The organism is Achromobacter sp. PD1, from assembly GCF_048541815.1.
Taxonomy (GTDB): Bacteria; Pseudomonadota; Gammaproteobacteria; order Burkholderiales; family Burkholderiaceae_B; genus Achromobacter; species Achromobacter bronchisepticus_A.
Genome location: NZ_CP183349.1, coordinates 5408903 through 5423487, shown reverse-complemented (window position 1 = coordinate 5423487; position 14585 = coordinate 5408903). Strand labels below are relative to the sequence as shown.

15 protein-coding genes are annotated in these 14585 nt (G+C 66.5%); 6 read left to right on the top strand and 9 right to left on the bottom strand.

The annotated features are described in order from the left end of the window. Positions 1–226 precede the first annotated feature (226 nt). Positions 227–2083, top strand: coding sequence for a tyrosine-type recombinase/integrase (locus ACM1PE_RS25530; protein WP_003454710.1), 1857 nt, complete (start codon positions 227–229; stop codon positions 2081–2083). Positions 2084–2115: 32 nt separating this feature from the next. Here the strand turns inward: ACM1PE_RS25530 and ACM1PE_RS25525 are convergent, their stop codons facing one another. Beyond that, complete coding sequence (locus ACM1PE_RS25525) at positions 2116–2742, bottom strand: LysR substrate-binding domain-containing protein (protein WP_003454711.1); 627 nt, start codon at positions 2740–2742, stop codon at positions 2116–2118. Positions 2743–2846: 104 nt separating this feature from the next. On the opposite strand from ACM1PE_RS25525, the gene ACM1PE_RS25520 reads away from it, so the two are divergent. Beyond that, entirely contained in the window at positions 2847–3152 is a 306-nt protein-coding gene (locus ACM1PE_RS25520; protein WP_003454714.1) for a helix-turn-helix domain-containing protein, read from the top strand. Between the two features lie 26 nt (positions 3153–3178). On the opposite strand, the gene mobH is transcribed toward ACM1PE_RS25520, so the two are convergent. Further along, on the bottom strand, positions 3179–5026 hold the full coding sequence (gene mobH / locus ACM1PE_RS25515) for a MobH family relaxase (RefSeq protein WP_033873707.1): 1848 nt from the start codon (positions 5024–5026) through the stop codon (positions 3179–3181). Between the two features lie 313 nt (positions 5027–5339). Between mobH and ACM1PE_RS25510 the strand changes: the two genes are divergently transcribed. From ACM1PE_RS25510 to ACM1PE_RS25495, 4 genes are all read left to right on the top strand, one after another. Further along, positions 5340–5657 carry a type II toxin-antitoxin system PrlF family antitoxin gene (locus ACM1PE_RS25510; RefSeq protein ID WP_003454724.1) on the top strand — a complete coding sequence of 106 codons (318 nt, stop codon included), beginning with the start codon at positions 5340–5342 and terminating at the stop codon, positions 5655–5657. Then, entirely contained in the window at positions 5657–6121 is a 465-nt protein-coding gene (locus tag ACM1PE_RS25505) for a type II toxin-antitoxin system YhaV family toxin (RefSeq protein ID WP_003454727.1), read from the top strand. Before ACM1PE_RS25510 ends, ACM1PE_RS25505 begins: the two co-directional genes overlap by 1 nt. A gap of 95 nt (positions 6122–6216) precedes the next feature. Further along, complete coding sequence (locus ACM1PE_RS25500) at positions 6217–7596, top strand: IS1380 family transposase (RefSeq protein WP_419341329.1); 1380 nt, start codon at positions 6217–6219, stop codon at positions 7594–7596. Positions 7597–7917: 321 nt separating this feature from the next. Next, positions 7918–8289, top strand: coding sequence for a DUF3742 family protein (locus ACM1PE_RS25495; protein WP_003454730.1), 372 nt, complete (start codon positions 7918–7920; stop codon positions 8287–8289). A 5-nt stretch (positions 8290–8294) separates the two neighbouring features. Here ACM1PE_RS25495 and ACM1PE_RS25490 read toward each other — a convergent pair whose 3' ends face one another. The 7 genes from ACM1PE_RS25490 to ACM1PE_RS25460 all read right to left on the bottom strand — a co-directional run bounded on the left by ACM1PE_RS25490 (position 8295) and on the right by ACM1PE_RS25460 (position 14575). Then, entirely contained in the window at positions 8295–9812 is a 1518-nt protein-coding gene (locus tag ACM1PE_RS25490; RefSeq protein ID WP_003454733.1) for a conjugal transfer protein TraG N-terminal domain-containing protein, read from the bottom strand. Between the two features lie 15 nt (positions 9813–9827). After that, complete coding sequence (locus ACM1PE_RS25485; RefSeq protein WP_003454736.1) at positions 9828–10181, bottom strand: hypothetical protein; 354 nt, start codon at positions 10179–10181, stop codon at positions 9828–9830. Then, the gene (locus ACM1PE_RS25480) at positions 10178–11581 is read right to left on the bottom strand and encodes an integrating conjugative element protein (protein WP_419341359.1); all 1404 of its coding nucleotides are present in this window, start codon (positions 11579–11581) and stop codon (positions 10178–10180) included. The genes ACM1PE_RS25485 and ACM1PE_RS25480 overlap by 4 nt, the downstream gene beginning before the upstream one ends. Before the next feature lie 9 nt (positions 11582–11590). Beyond that, on the bottom strand, positions 11591–12541 hold the full coding sequence (locus tag ACM1PE_RS25475; protein WP_003454742.1) for a TIGR03756 family integrating conjugative element protein: 951 nt from the start codon (positions 12539–12541) through the stop codon (positions 11591–11593). Continuing rightward, positions 12538–12984 (bottom strand): TIGR03757 family integrating conjugative element protein, encoded by a 447-nt coding sequence (locus tag ACM1PE_RS25470; protein WP_003454745.1) that lies wholly within the window; start codon positions 12982–12984, stop codon positions 12538–12540. The genes ACM1PE_RS25475 and ACM1PE_RS25470 overlap by 4 nt, the downstream gene beginning before the upstream one ends. 156 nt (positions 12985–13140) lie before the next feature. Beyond that, a complete protein-coding gene (gene radC, locus ACM1PE_RS25465) occupies positions 13141–13635 on the bottom strand; it encodes a RadC family protein (protein ID WP_003454748.1) in 495 nt (164 codons plus the stop codon). Between the two features lie 193 nt (positions 13636–13828). After that, entirely contained in the window at positions 13829–14575 is a 747-nt protein-coding gene (locus tag ACM1PE_RS25460; protein ID WP_003454752.1) for a DsbA family protein, read from the bottom strand. Positions 14576–14585: the final 10 nt, after the last annotated feature.

The window sequence follows — 14585 nt, the reverse complement described above, 5'->3', positions numbered from 1 at the left end:
AGGGAATTCTGAGGAAGTCCAAGAGGCATCGTAAGTCGTTGATTCTGTTTGAGTTTTCGACACCTCGATGTTCCAGTGGGCTCCACGGAAATCCACCTGAAGCCACGACGTTTATGTCCATTTTTGTGTCCATTTTTGCGGGCACGACGGCTTCCGGATTGTTGCTAGGGCGCTGAGGTCGATGGGTTAAGCATCTGGTTCCTGACTCATGTTCAGGAGCTAGAGCATGGCACTCTCAGACTTGGTGGTCCGCCAAGCCAAAGCCACCGGCAAGGCCTACACACTTCCAGACATCGATGGTCTCTCCCTGGCCGTGACGGCCACGGGCAGCAAGAGCTGGCACTTCCGTTACTACTGGATGAAGGAGCCCAAGCGCATGTCGCTGGGCACCTATCCCGAGGTGTCCCTTCGTGAGGCACGCGCCCTGCGTGACGAGGCGCGCGCCTTGGTGGCCAAGGACATCAACCCGCGCCTTCACCGCAAGCAAAAGCGCGCCGCGGTCAAACTCGCCGGTGAAAACACCTTCGAGGCGATCTACAAGAAGTGGCTTGCCCACCGCGAACTCGGCCTCAAGAAGGGCCGGCAGACCACCCTCTCGATCCTCCCTCGCGTCTTCGCCAAGGATGTGCTGCCCTTGCTGGGCAAGCGCTCGATCTACGACATCAAACGCCCTGACCTGCTGGAAGTGATCGCCAGGATCGAGCGGCGCAAGGCGCTCTCCGTCGCCGAGAAAGTCAGGACGTGGTTCAACCAGATGTTCCGCTACGCGCTGGTGGTCGTGCCGGGCCTGGAGCAGAACCCGGCTTCCGACCTCGACGTGGTGGCGCTGCCGCTGCCCCCGGTGAACCACAACCCGTTCCTGCGCATGGCCGAGTTGCCGAAGCTGTTGCAGCGCCTGCGCAAGTATCGTGGCCGGCTGCAGACCCAGCTCGGTCTGCGGCTGCTGCTATTCACCGGCGTGCGCACGGGCGAGCTGCGCCTGGCGACGCCGGATCAGTTCGACCTCGATCGCGGCCTCTGGATCATCCCGCCCGAGGTCGTGAAGCAGCTCCAGGTGGACATGCGCAGGAAGCGCCAGTTGCCCAAGGACATTCCACCCTACATCGTGCCGCTGTCGGTGCAGGCCATCGAGATCGTCCGGCACCTGCTCGAACAGCTCAAACCGGCCCAGCACTATCTGTTCCGCCACGACAGCGAGTTGAAGAAGCGCATGAGCGAGAACACGCTCAACGGCGCGCTCAAGCGCATGGGCTATCGCGACCTGCTGACCGGGCACGGCATCCGGGGCACGATGTCCACCGCGCTCAACGAGATCGGCTACCCGAAGGTGTGGGTGGACGCGCAACTCTCGCACGTCGATCCCAACAAGGTCAGTGCCACCTACAACCACGCCGAGTACGTCGAGCAGCGGCGGCGGATGATGCAGGATTGGGCCGACCGGCTCGATCTCTTCGAGCAGAACATGGTCGAGGCAGCGAGCATGCCGCTCACCATTCATTTGGAGGGCGTGCCCGTCCTCTCGGATGAGGAAGCCGCGAGTGCGCCACCCAAACCAGCGGCCGCGTCGGCGCCGCTCCTGATCGTGACCAGGCCGGGAGACGCGATGCCACTGGTGTCAGCCGAGACGCATCGGCTGCCCGCAGTGCCGTTGCCGCGTTCCGTCATGGAGGAACCGCTGTCCGACATACAGCGCCAGCGGATGGAACTGGTCGATGTCTTCGAGGCACCACACAACCTGCCAGTCGCCGAGTACGCGAAGATGGCGGGCAAGTCCCGCCGGTGGATCAGCTACGAGATCAAGGCCGGCAACCTGCTGGCGCTGAACCTGGGCAACCGTGGTCAGCGCGTGCCGGATTGGCATCTCGATCCGGTCAAGCACGCGCTGATCCAGGCGGTCCTCAAGCTGACCAGGGGCGCCGACCCTTGGCAGATCTACAACGCGCTCCTGCAGCCGCGCGCGAAGCTGCGCGGCGGCTCGGCTCTGGAAAGCGTCAGTGCCACAAATCTCGACAAGATCATCATGGCGGTGAGCACGACGGTGAAGGAAAGCGAGTGGTCCCCGCAGCAGGTGGCGTTTGCGTAGCGCGCCAGCGCCCAGCAGTGCGCGCCCCTGTCTCAGGACACGGAGCGCGCGCGGCGGGCGAATCTTTCCTGGGGCTCGGTCAAGGACGAGGACGGGCGAAGCAGGTAGGCCATCACGATGATGGGTGCGCCAGCCAATGGCCGCGCGGCGATGCCGCGACGCAGGTAGCAGGTCAGTCTCGCGGCGGGTGCGACGGCAATGCCGTAGCCCGCGGAGACGAGCGTCATCGCCATGTCGAAGGTGCTGACGGTCTGCTCATGGCCCTGCGGTGCATCCTCGACCAGGCCATGCGCCACCGCGCGCCACGGCTCGTCGGCCGTTGACTGCGCGCAGATCAACGGCTGCTTGAGCAGCTCTTGGCGAGGCACTTCACGGTAGGACAGCAGGTGCGAGCGCTTGGCGACGGCGACTGCCAGCGTGTCATGCCACAACGGCTCGCACACCCAGCCTGGCCACTCCCAGGCGGCTGTGGACAGGGCCAAGTCAAAGTTATCGTGCGGCAGTTCCTGCGCCTGCGCTGTGGAACTGCATCCGATCAAGGCGGTGGCGGTCTCTGGCTCTTCGGCGCGCTGCAACGCCAGCAAGTCGGCAAGCGGTGAAGGCACCCACTCGCCGAGCACAGCCACCCGGATTTCAGTGGAGGCATCGCTCGATTTCACGTCCAGTTCCTCCAGGCAGTGAACTCGCGGCGACCGATGAAGTCGCTTCTATTGAGTTAAGTTTAACGTGGTTTATATCGTGTCAATCCTCGACGCTTTTGGCAATGCAAAAGCGTTCGATTCAAAGAGGCCGGCCCACCGGGACAACAACCTACGAAGCGGAACCAGCCATCGCGTTTGGGGCCTCCGTGCGCGAAGAAAGAACCAGTCAAGGCATCGCCCAGGAAACGCTGGCTCATCTGTCAGGAATCGAGCGTTCGCACATGGGAAAGATCGAGCGTGGCGAGCATGTCCCCACGCTCCCCCTCATTCTCAAAATCGCCCGTGCGCTGAAATGCAGTTCTGCCCACTTGATGGCGCTGACTGAAGCCAAGCTGGCAGAGACGGCTCCGCCTAAATCAGCGGACTGAAGCCGGCCCGCGCCGTGGCTCCTTGTCTACCCCTGTTCGTTGTCGTTCTTATTACCGGCGGCTGAATTTTCGCGCTTTACGGCCTCGGAGAGGAGGCGCAGGTATGGATTGTCCGGAGGCATTTCCTGGAACAGCGCTTCGGGAGCGCTCAGCAGGTAGCCGTGCAGTCGCCTGGATTTGCGCGGCCCCGTGACTTCGCAGGTCCAGATATTCAGCCCGCTGGCTTGCTTGCGGTGCAGGCCTAGCTTCTCGAAACGCTTCTGCACCCACTGCCATCCCTCCAGGTTCTCCGGTTTCGCCAGTGCGGCGATTTGCAGATGTTCCTGCGCATAGCGCTGGAAGACGCCGGGGCTCACCAGGTAGGCCGTTCCGGCGACGCTGTGCACCAAGGCTTTGGCGTCGTTGATGATGAGCTTGTGCGTCTGGATGCCCTGACGCAGCCAGGCCATGAAATGCTCGCCGGATGGCTCCGGCCGATCCTGAAATGGCGCGAGGCTTATCTGCGGCAGCACCGTAGGCGCCGGTGGCGAGGCAGGCTCGGGTTCGCTCGGGGCCTCCGGCGCTACGGGTGGGGCCGTGTCACTCAGCAGATCGAGCAGCGCAGCCACGCCGTTGTCGGTGGGCATAGGGACGGTCGGCGCGATGCTTGGTGGCGCCGTATCGGCGCTTTCCAAGCCTGGCGCTTCGGATGCCGGTGCCTGCGGTGTCGGCGCCCCTTGTTCCTCGTCGGCCTGCACGCGACCCGCGAACGGCGCCGGCCGGTCGGCCGCATCCCAGACCATGGCCGGAGACAGTTTCAGGAAGGTGAAGCTGTGCGACCAGCCGGCATCGCTGGTGACGGTGGCCTTCCAGATCGCCTTGCCGTCCGGTGTGGCCAAGGCGATGCCGTGATCCTGCAGCACGTTGAACACCGCCGTGTTGCTGGCCGGGATGCCGTCGATGCCCTGCGACAGCAGATGCGCGCGCAGCTTGTCCGAGACGGTCTTGCTCACCAGCCAGAGCGCGTCCTGGGTCAGCCAGCCATCCGAGGCCTGGGGCTGGTTCAGCTTGAATTCTTCCTTCAGGAGGTAGCGCAGGCCATCGAGCAGCTTGCGCTGCAGTGCGTGCCGGGGCGCTGCCAGGGCCTTGCTCGGATCGCCGCCGAGTTCCTGGGCGACGGATGCCTGGTCCGCCTGCACGACCAGTTCGCCGAGCATGCCGGCGTGCTCGTACTGGCCGGCCAGGACGTACAGCAGCGCGGCCCACAGGTCGGGGTAGTCGGCGAGCCAGTCGAAGATGCCCGGATCGAGCAGCCGGGCGTAGAGCAGCCCGGTGGCGGCGCTGTGCAGCCGGTATTCGCGCTCCCTGCGGTAGCGGAAGCGGTACGGCCGCCGCAGCGGGCCGTGCCAGGGATGCCAGACCGTGCCGTCCGCGTACTCGACGTGCAGGTCGACCGCGATCTTGCCGATGTCGTGCAGCAGCGCAGCATAGGCGGTGCCTGCGGTCCAGGCCTCGGCCTGGGCGGCTTGCGCCTCCGGCGTGGCGCCGGCGGGCAGCAGATGCGACTGCCGCAGCTTGAGCGCGTAGGCGACGATCTCCAGGCCGTGGTCCAGCATGCCGCCCGGATAGGCGTGGTGATGGGCCTCCGACGCGGGGAATTGCTGGACCAGCTCGGCGTAGCGTTCCAGCGGGGCGAGGTACAGCGTGGCGAACTGCCGGCGCGACAGCGAGGTGCGCTGCCAGATGTGTTCCAGCAGCTTCTGCCGGCGCGGCGTCGCCAGCAGCGATGCGGCCGGCTCCGGCCGCATCAGCCCTTTGCCGGGCTCGGCGGGAGGTTTGGGCGGTGGCGCACTGGCGGCAGGTGGCACCCGTTTGCGTTGGAACAGCGAGAGCATGGCGAACCCCAGACGGCGGGCCGGTCGGGAGAGCCTTTTGGCCTTTTCGGGTAGGGCCTTTCCCCTTGGCCCCATTCCCTTGCCCCTTCCCCAGCCCTTTGGCCTTTACGGAAACCTTTGGATATAGGGCAACGACGCCTGCCGAACCACAACCAATGCGGGTTTGGCCCAAGTCGGATTGATGCGGGAAGGCTGGCTGTGCCGCCCCTACGATGGAGCCGTTTCATCGACCGGACGGAGCACCATGCACACCCAGATTGACAAGGTAAGGAAATTTCCTTACCATCCAGGCATTGCCATCAGGAGTGCCGCCATGCCCGAAATCCACGAAGTCGCGACGCTGACCTCCAAGGGTCAGATCACGCTGCCCAAGTCCATCCGGCAAGCGCTGGGCGTGGACACCGGCGGCAAGGTGGCGTTCGACCTGCGCGGCGGCGAAGTCGTCGTGACCCGCGCCGACGCCGACCATGAAGACCCGGCCATCGGCGCCTTCCTGGGGCTGCTGGAAGCGGACATCCGGGCCGGGCGGCACGTCCAGTCCCTGCCGGACGATCTGGCGCGGGCCATGCTGGCCAACGCGCACCACGCGGTGAACCTCGATGAAGACATCGAAGGCGAAGTGGCGCTCTGATGCAGCGGCACGGTTGGACGCTCCTGTTCCACGAGGGCGTGATCGAGCAGTTGCGCAAGCTGCACGCGGCCGCGGAACGGGCCGAACAGAACGACCCGCAGGGGTTCGAGAGCAACGCCAACGTCAAGCTGTTCCGGGCGTTGAGCCAGTTGATCATGGATGTCGTGCCGAGCGATCCTGCGCGCGACGAATTCCGCCAGGGCAACACCTTGGGGCCGGCCTACCGGCACTGGCGGCGCGCAAAGATCGGGAGGCGGTTCCGGCTGTTCTTCCGCTTCGACTCCAAGGCCAAGGCGATCGTGTTCGCCTGGGTCAACGACGAGCAGACCTTGCGGTCGTCGGGCAGCAAGTCCGACCCCTATGCGGTGTTCGAGAAGATGTTGGGACGCGGCAACCCGCCGGACGATTGGGCGGCGCTGGTGGCCGCAAGCCAGGCCGACTGGCGCGCAGCAGACAAGGACTAGCCCGCATTTCTCACAGATAGGAGGCGCATCGCGGCCGGAAATATGAGAAAGTTGTTTTGCGAGAACGACTTAACCATACTCCGGAGGAATCCGCGATGCCGACACAGTGTACCGGACGAAGTCCAGGTGCGGAGCGTATTGAGGGCCGCCAGGTGGCGGTTGATTTCGACGGAGGGCAGATCAGCTCGGATGCGGGCGCGCTGTTGCTGCGCGAGGTCGATCGCACGTTGCGACTGACCGAACGGGTGGCGGCCTGCTTCGAGGATGGGCGCGATCCGGAGCTGATCGAACACACCGTGCACACGCTGGTGATGCAACGGATCGTGGGGATCGCGCTCGGCTACGAGGACCTGAACGACCACGACCAGTTGCGCCGTGACCCGGTGCTGGCTACGCTGGCTGGCAAGCTCAGCGCTCGGCGCAAGGGCTGCGAGCCTCTGGCGGGCAAGTCGACCTTGAACCGGCTCGAACATGCCCCCGACACCAAGGACGGTTCGCGCTATCACAAGATTGCTCACGATCCGGCGGCCTTCGAGTCGCTGTTCGTCGCGTGCTTCATCGAGGCGCACGAGCAGGCACCTGACGAGATCATCCTCGATCTGGACGCCACCGACGACCCGCTGCACGGCCAGCAGGAAGGGCGCTTCTTCCATGGCTACTACGGCGGTTACTGCTACTTGCCGCTGTACATCTTCTGCGGCCGACATCTGCTCGCCGCCAAGCTGCGCCGGGCCAACACGGATGCCTCGGCGGGCAGCATCGATGAACTCGAACGCATCGTCACCCAGATCCGCCGCCACTGGCCGAAGGTGCGCATCGTGCTGCGTGCCGACTCGGGCTTTGCGCGCGATGCCTTGATGAGTTGGTGCGAGGAGACGCACATCGACTTCGTCTTCGGGCTGGCCAAGAACGACCGACTCAAGGCCCAGATCGACACCGAGATGAGCGAGGCGCAGGCCGAATGCACCCAGACCGGCAAGCCCGCACGGCGGTTTCGTGACTTCACCTACCGCACGCTGGACAGCTGGTCGTGCAGCCGACGAGTCGTCGGCAAGGCCGAGCAACTGCCGGGCAAGGCCAATCCGCGCTTCATCGTCACCACCCTGGACGCCCAGCGCTTGCCAGCACGCGAACTGTATGAGGCGCTGTACTGCGCCCGCGGCGAAATGGAGAACCGGATCAAGGAGTGCCAGCTTCATCTGTTCGCCGATCGCACCTCGACGGCGACGATGCGGGCCAATCAGCTGCGGCTGTGGTTCGCCTCCTTTGCCTACGTGATGCTCGAAGCGCTGCGTCGCATTGGGCTGGCCGGCACCGAACTGGCCGATGCCACCTGCGAGAGCCTGCGCCTGAAACTGCTCAAGATCGGCGCACGGGTCAAGATCAGCGTGCGCCGCATCCACGTCAGCATGGCCAGCAGTCATCCGTTCCAGACCACCTGGCGCCTGGCCCAGGCCAGACTCGCCCCCGGCTGATCCGCCACGCCACCATGGCCCTGCTGATCCGATCGCGCTCCCGTTCGCGCGAGGCGGTCTCATGCCCGAACAGCGCCGCTTGCCCCCTCAACGCACCTGGCCGCTCGCAGAACCTCACCCGCCTGCCCTCGATTGGCCGCTCGCGGGCCTGAACCCTCGCGGTCACGGCGACGCGTGAAGCAAAAAGCCGCGCCACCGGGGGCCGAACCGTGAGGGTGTGAGAAATGCGGGCTAGACCGCGGTTGAAGAACAGCACAGGTTTCAATCGCGACACGGACAGGGATCACAGCCACACGACAGGATGAACATGAGGTAGCCACCATGAAGACCGCCGCACAGACCACCTTCGCAGAACGCCTCGGCCGGACACTGGGCCGGGCGTGGAGAGGCTGCGCGCGTCTGGATCGGCGGGCGCAGGGCTGGCTGCTCGCGCAGGGATGGGCGCCTGGCATTGCCAAGGCCGCGCTGCTGGCCGTCAAGCTCGCTGCGATCGGTGTCCTGCTCTACACCGCGTTCTGGCTGGCACTGCTGCTTGCGTTCGCGCTGGTCGGCGCCTGGGTAGTCCGCAACGACGATGGGAGCTACGACGAGGAACACAAGCCGGAATGGCGATACGGCCCTGCCGGGTACGGCCTCTACACCCATGACGATTACCGGATCGACCCCCACGATCCAGAAGACGAGCAAGCCTAGAGGCGTTACTTCGCTGCTTTCATAGCGACACCCGCACCCCTGCCGCCAGCAGCTTGGGCATCCCTGGTTCCTGCCGCCAGCCCTTGAATTGCCGTTCCCGCGCGCACGCCTACCCAGCCCAGCGCAGCCACCCAGAAGGTAGGCAGCACGATGAACATCGTCGCCATGACGAAGTTCAGCAGCATGTCGCCGAAGGCGTTGTTCAGGCCGATCAGCGGATCGAAGTTGCTGTGCGGCCGGTTCGCGCCGAACCCCCAGCCGTAGAGCGCGTCGAGGATCGTGCTGTCCAGCCAGCGCGCGAGCTGGAACCAGAAGTCCACGAAGAACAGCGCGAACTGCACGCAGCTCACCGCGACCAGCGCCTTCAGCTCGTAGGTGCCGAAGACCAGCACCAGCGGGATGCAGATCACCAGCGCCATCTTGAGCAGCGACAGCACCATCGGCAGCGCCTGGCGTACCACGTCCATCGCCGGAAAGAAGCCCAGCGAGCCCATGGTCAGCCCCAGGTCGCCGGCGCCGCGCGTCACGACGTTGGGCAGCGTCTTCTCGATCTGGCCGCCGTAGTCGGTGTAGACCGAGCCCTGGTTCATCTTCTGCTGCCGCGGCGAGACCACGGCGCGGATCACCGAGTCGTTCACCTCGCTCTGCGACAGGAAGCCCGCCCAGCGGCCGATGCGCGTCAGCAGGTCGGGATCGACCTGGGCCAGCAGGCGCGCGCGCAGGCCGCTGCCGCCGTCCGACCACCACTGCCGGCACGTGGGGTAGCCCCCGCCGCTATCCACCTGGGCCAGCCCCGCATCGCGCGTCGCGTCGTAGGGCCAGGCCGTGCGTGGCGTGTTCGAGTGGTAGGTGTCGTAGAAGCCCGCGTTGTTCAGGAAGTAGCTCGAACCGATCCAGGTCACGTCATTCATCTGCTCGTCGGAGAGCGTGGGCCGAGACATGAACAGCTTGGCGCGCGAGGGGCCGTAGCAGTCATGCACGAAGTCGCCGACCTCCTGGGCCAGCACCGGGTCATCGATGCGCGTGGCATCCACGTCCATGCGCATCTGACGCAGATCCGTTCCGCAGGGGATGGCCGCCACCGCGCCGCCCGTCACCGCCTTCGAGATGGCGTGCATGAAGAACCACCACACCGGCACCAGCGCACTCTGGTTGTTGAGCGTGGTGTAGGCGTTCGACCAGCCCGTGTCGGTGGGCTGCGGGACGCTGACCTGGCATTGCGCGGAGCGCGTCGTGTCGAACTTGATGGTGCTGAGGTCGACCGGAATGAAGGGGATGCCGGCGAACAGGATGACGACGATCGCCACCCACACGCGGTTCTCGATGCGCATCGATGACAGCACCCCCTTGTTGCCCTCGTCCGCACCCTCGGCCCGCGCGCGCAGCCATTCCTGCACCACCATGACCACGAAGGGCAGCGCGAATACGCCGCTGGCCACGAGGATGTTCCAGATGCCGTTGCTGACGATCCACCCGACCAGGGTCAGGTAATACTCCAGGTAGTCCGTTGTGTTGAGCGTCATGGCGTTCTCCAGGGCTCAGCCATTGCGCAGTAGCTGGCTGCCTTCGAGCAGCACGAGGGTGGCGACGGCCGCGATCTCGGCGCGCAGCAGGCGCTGATGGGTCTCGGCCAATGGCTCGCGTTCGCGCAGGCGCCGACGCATCCACCACCAGCCGTAGGCCGTCGCCGCGTAGAGCAGCAGCCGCCAGACGAGGAAGTGGACCGAGTGCTCGCGCAGCCACTGCTCCCAGCCGTCGATGCTGCCGACGATGTGGAGGCCGACGACGTTCACGCCGACCGCGATGCCCGCCACCAGCAGCACCCACAGCAGCACGATGCCGACGCGGCGGCCGAGCAGCCGTGCCGGCCGCAGCCAGGCCCGGCTGGTCATGGCCCGCTCCGCGGCTTCTGCACTTCCTTGAGCCGGTCGCGCGTCGTGTCGCCCTCGAAGATGCCGCGCGAGCCCGCGGCGCGGGTGCCGTGGCGCTGCACGATCGCCATCGCCGAATTGCCGGCCAGCGTGCGCCGCAGCTCCAGCTCGGTCTTGAGGTTGTTGATCTCCTGCTCCAGCGCGTTGTTCTCCTGATCGACCGCCTTCACGGCCAGCTCGTTGGCGGCGACGTTCGGCTCCTTCTTGCCGGTCAGCAGCGTGCGCTGCAACAGCAGGGCCTTCTCCAGCACGCTCGACAGCGCGGCTTCGGACGCCAGGCGCTTGCCGAGCAGGTCTTGATCGGGCTCGTCGCGCAGCGCCTCGATCACGCCGCGCGTGATCGGCAGCGAGTTGCTGCCGGCGGCTTCGAGGTTTGCCACCGTCATCGGCGTCGAGCCCGTCACGAGGCCCTGCAGTGCCTGCAGCTTGGTCTCGTACTCTTCCTGGATCACCGGCGTCAGGCCGACGCCAGGCGTGGTCTGCGTCTTGGTGCAGGTCTCGCAGGTGCGTTGCTCGCGCTCGCCGAGCACGCGGGTTGCGAAGTCCGCTGCGGCCTGCGGCGAGGACCAGGTTTGGCAGGTCAGCCGGTTGCCGCAGGACGCGCGCGGGATGGATGAGGTGTCGCTGACGCCGCGGCTGTTGAGCAGGTTGTAGCCGGCACGGGTCACGTCGCCGACCACCTTGATGGAACCCTGGCCCGAGCCGCCCGCGTTGCCGCCGCCCACCCAGGGCACGCCGTTGTTGCCCTTGTTCGATTCGGCCTGCTCGACGGCGGACACCGCATCGGTGCTGCTCACCGCATCGCGCAGCGCGAAACCTTCGGCGAGCTGATCCCACCCGGCCTGGCCGCCGGCCATGTCCGCCATCCGGTTGGCCATCGCCTTGCACGTCAACTTGCTGCGGTCGAAATCGAGCCGAGCCTGCAGCACGCCGTTGGTCAGCAGGTTGTAGAGGCCCGGATCGGCGCGCTGGATGATCAGGGCCGGCAGCGACGCCACGGCGCTGGTGGCGCTCTGGATCACCGAGGACATGATCTGCAGAAAGCCATTGGTGAGGCCGTTCAACTGGTTCTGCAGCGTCGTCGTGATGCTCATGTTTCCGCAGATCAGGTTGCTGTTCCAGCCGATGCCCACGCCGATGCTCTGCATGTTCCCGGCGCCGCCCATGGACACGGCCCGGCCGCCGCCGATGCTGTAGAGCACGTCGTCGCCGATGACGCTGCCGCTCACGCCGACGCCGGTGGGGCTGATGCGGGTCTGCGCCCACGCGACGCCGGCTGTGGCCGTGACGGCGCAGGCGAGCGCGATGCTGAGCGCGTAGGGCCTGGCGCGCTGTGCGAAACGGGAGAGAGACGCTTTCATCGGAATACCTCAGAGGAAATCGACGCTGCCGAGGAAGACCTGCCCGCGGCGCTGGCAGCAGGCATAGGGCCGCCACAGCGCCCAGGCGTAGTCGCCTTGCTGGGCCTGCACGCGCGTGTTGGAGTGGGGGAACACGGCGCAGGAGTTGGAGAGGGTCGGCGTCAGCTCCTGCCACTTGCCGGTGGAGGCATCGCTCTCCACCAGGGCGCCGGCCGGCCAATAGCCGTCGCTCGAACTCGCGAGCAGCGGCTGGTAGACGTGCGGCTGCATGCGCCGCGTGACGACATCGCCCGCGCGCTGCGCGACGACGGCGCCGCTCTTGTAGTCGTCGGTCTGATGCAGGAAGCCGCCGCGCGGATAGACGTTGCCCCACAGGTTGAGCGTCGTGCGGCCGCCGATCTCGCGCATGCCGGGGATCACCGCCTCGGGGTACACCATCTCCGGGACGTTGTAGCGCCAGGCCAGCGTGTCGAGGGTGCTCAGCAGGTACGGCATGAAGGCCGTGCCTGCGCCCTGGCAGGCGTAGCCGGACGCGCTGGCGAACTGGCTGAACACCGAACCGCCGGGATGCCCGATCACGTCGGCGTTCTTGAACTTCGCCAGGTTGTTCTCGTTGTCGTGGTTCGTCGTCCCGTCGCCGCCGGCCTGCGCCGTGGGATTGGGCATGCTCATGGCGCGCACCTCGATCCACGGGTTCTCGCCGGTGTTGCTGTAGCTCGACACCACCGCGTCGGGAATGTAGTGGCGCACCTTCACCGAGGTGCGCACCGTGCAGCCCGTCCAGGTGCAGAACAGCCAGTAGCAGATGCCGACGACGCGATATTCCAGGCAGTCGGGCGACAGGGCCGAGGACACGATGGTAGCCGTGTTCAGCGCGAAGCTCGAAGCGGCGCCGCCGAGCAGCACCGAAGCGATGGCAAGGCGGGCCCGGCGCGACGACGCCGACAGCAGGCGGTTCATGGCTGTGCCCTCCGATGTGATTCGATGCGTGCCACGGCGCGCGCGACATCGGGCTCGCCGTAGACCACGTAGCGGCGATCGACCACCACGGCAGGCACCTTGGCCAGCCCCAAGCCCCAGGCATCGGCGACGCCCTGGTAGGCGCTGCCGATGCGGCGCTGTAGTGCCTGGCTGCCATCGCGCAGGCGTTGCTGCACGAGCGCGGCCGCGCGGCCCGGATCGGCAGGCAGGCCCGCGGCCAGTTCGGCCTCGATGCGCTCGGGCAGATCCAGCTCGATCACGCGCGCGCCGGATGCGGACTGCACGGGATGGCGGCTGTCGGTCACGACCAGCACGTCGGCTGCGGATGCGTCCTGGCCGAGCAGGCACAGCAGCAGCCCTCCCGCGCAGGCGATGCGCGTACACCGCAGCCGCGGGATGGGTTTCAAGAAGGGAGCCGTCATGGCGGGCGTCCTGGGAATGAGAGCAAGGCTCTAGTCGAACGCCGAAGGCAGTCCAACCGCGACAAGGAATGCGCACCGCGCGCGCTCCGCTTTGGGCAGACAGGCGAAAGAAAAGCGGGAGCCGAGGCTCCCGCGGGGACCAGGCGGTCAGCGGCGCTACAGCAGGCCGGATTCGGCGAAGGAGTACGGCGTGCCCTTGCCGACGATGAAGTGATCCACCACCCGGACATCGACTATCGCCAGGGCGGCTTTGAGCCGGTCGGTCAGCGCCTGATCGGCGGCCGAAGGCACGGTCATGCCAGATGGATGCTGGTGGGCCAGGATGACCGCCGAGGCGTTGAGGGCCAGGGCGCGCTGCACCAGCACCCGCGGGTACACCGAGGTTTGATCGACCGTGCCCTTGAACATCGGCTCGTAGGCGAGGACTTGGTGCTGAGAGTTGAGGAACACGACGGCGAAGACCTCGTTGGGCTCCGCGACCAGCTTCAGATGCAGGTAGTCGCGCACGGCGGCGGGACTGTTCAGCATCGGGCCGGCCTTGAAGATGCGTTGTTCCAGCAAGGCGATGGCCTGGCGGATGATCCAGTCTTCGTGCTGGGCGGCGATCAGGCTGAGCGACTCGGGACGCGAGTCGGCGACGACATAGGACATGGCGAACCTCCACGGGATGAAGTCGGAGGACGCCTGTCCCGGGAGGGACAAACCCTCCGGGGACGATGAAGAACAAGCGGCAGAAGAGCGGGCATCCGCCACCGCATGCACAGTGGCTGTTCGCGTCCAGGGATGCGCAGCGAACGGGGTCGATCAGCACGGCCAAGCCGCGTCGTAGCCTTGAAGATCGTGGCTACCTGGGCATGTCTCCGAGAGACTCGGCAGGCATTTCCTTCGATGCGGGCTCGGCCGCTGCACTGGCCGCCAGCAGGTCGATCGCGGACAGCAAGGCATCTCCTTCGACCGGGCCGTGCAGCAGCAGCGTCTTGCCGGACTGGCGATCCTGCAGGCGCAGCGTGGGCGTGACCTTGATGCCCTCCTGCGCCGCGCTCGCCGACTGTGCGCGGATCAGCGCATCGGGGCGGTCGCTGTCGAGGCACTGCTGCGCGGCCGGCGTGAGGTCGGGATAGCGCAGGCCCTCGGGCAGGCCCTGACCGTCGCCGCGGGTGTGCGTGTAGACCCACTCGGCGGCCTGCCAGAACGCGGCCTGGCCGCCGGCCTCGCCGACGCACTCCACCAGGCGCGCACCGGCAGACGCGGCCGGCTCGTGCAACGGCAACGGCAGGTGATGCCATTGCCAGCTCACGTCCGGGTGCGCGTCGATCCAGCGCTTGAGCACTGCGAAGTAGGCGCGGCAGAACGGGCATTCGAGGTCGGCGTACTCGACCACCGTGAAGCGCGCATCGGCGCGGCCATAGCGCCAGGGCGGGCCGGCTGGTGCCGTTGCCGGCGCAGGCGTTGCTTCTGCCGAAGGAAAATCGGGTTCGGCGGGCGGCGACTGCGGCCGCAGGCCGAGCCATGCGGCCGTTGTCAGGGCCGCGGCCATCAGCAGCGCGACGACAAGGACGGTGCGGGACGGCGCGAAGCGAGGGATGCGCATCGTGGACTCC

Excerpts from the sequence above, each read along its gene's own strand:
- ACM1PE_RS25460 (WP_003454752.1), bottom strand. The coding sequence starts at position 14,575 with ATGCGCATCCCTCGCTTCGCGCCGTCCCGCACCGTCCTTGTCGTCGCG.
- ACM1PE_RS25530 (WP_003454710.1), top strand. The coding sequence starts at position 227 with ATGGCACTCTCAGACTTGGTGGTCCGCCAAGCCAAAGCCACCGGCAAG.
- ACM1PE_RS25505 (WP_003454727.1), top strand. The coding sequence starts at position 5,657 with ATGCAGCGGCACGGTTGGACGCTCCTGTTCCACGAGGGCGTGATCGAG.
- ACM1PE_RS25475 (WP_003454742.1), bottom strand. The coding sequence starts at position 12,541 with ATGAACCGCCTGCTGTCGGCGTCGTCGCGCCGGGCCCGCCTTGCCATC.
- radC (WP_003454748.1), bottom strand. The coding sequence starts at position 13,635 with ATGTCCTATGTCGTCGCCGACTCGCGTCCCGAGTCGCTCAGCCTGATC.
- ACM1PE_RS25490 (WP_003454733.1), bottom strand. The coding sequence starts at position 9,812 with ATGACGCTCAACACAACGGACTACCTGGAGTATTACCTGACCCTGGTC.
- mobH (WP_033873707.1), bottom strand. The coding sequence starts at position 5,026 with ATGCTCTCGCTGTTCCAACGCAAACGGGTGCCACCTGCCGCCAGTGCG.
- ACM1PE_RS25470 (WP_003454745.1), bottom strand. The coding sequence starts at position 12,984 with ATGACGGCTCCCTTCTTGAAACCCATCCCGCGGCTGCGGTGTACGCGC.
- ACM1PE_RS25520 (WP_003454714.1), top strand. The coding sequence starts at position 2,847 with ATGCAAAAGCGTTCGATTCAAAGAGGCCGGCCCACCGGGACAACAACC.
- ACM1PE_RS25510 (WP_003454724.1), top strand. The coding sequence starts at position 5,340 with ATGCCCGAAATCCACGAAGTCGCGACGCTGACCTCCAAGGGTCAGATC.
- ACM1PE_RS25480 (WP_419341359.1), bottom strand. The coding sequence starts at position 11,581 with ATGAAAGCGTCTCTCTCCCGTTTCGCACAGCGCGCCAGGCCCTACGCG.
- ACM1PE_RS25495 (WP_003454730.1), top strand. The coding sequence starts at position 7,918 with ATGAAGACCGCCGCACAGACCACCTTCGCAGAACGCCTCGGCCGGACA.
- ACM1PE_RS25500 (WP_419341329.1), top strand. The coding sequence starts at position 6,217 with ATGCCGACACAGTGTACCGGACGAAGTCCAGGTGCGGAGCGTATTGAG.
- ACM1PE_RS25485 (WP_003454736.1), bottom strand. The coding sequence starts at position 10,181 with ATGACCAGCCGGGCCTGGCTGCGGCCGGCACGGCTGCTCGGCCGCCGC.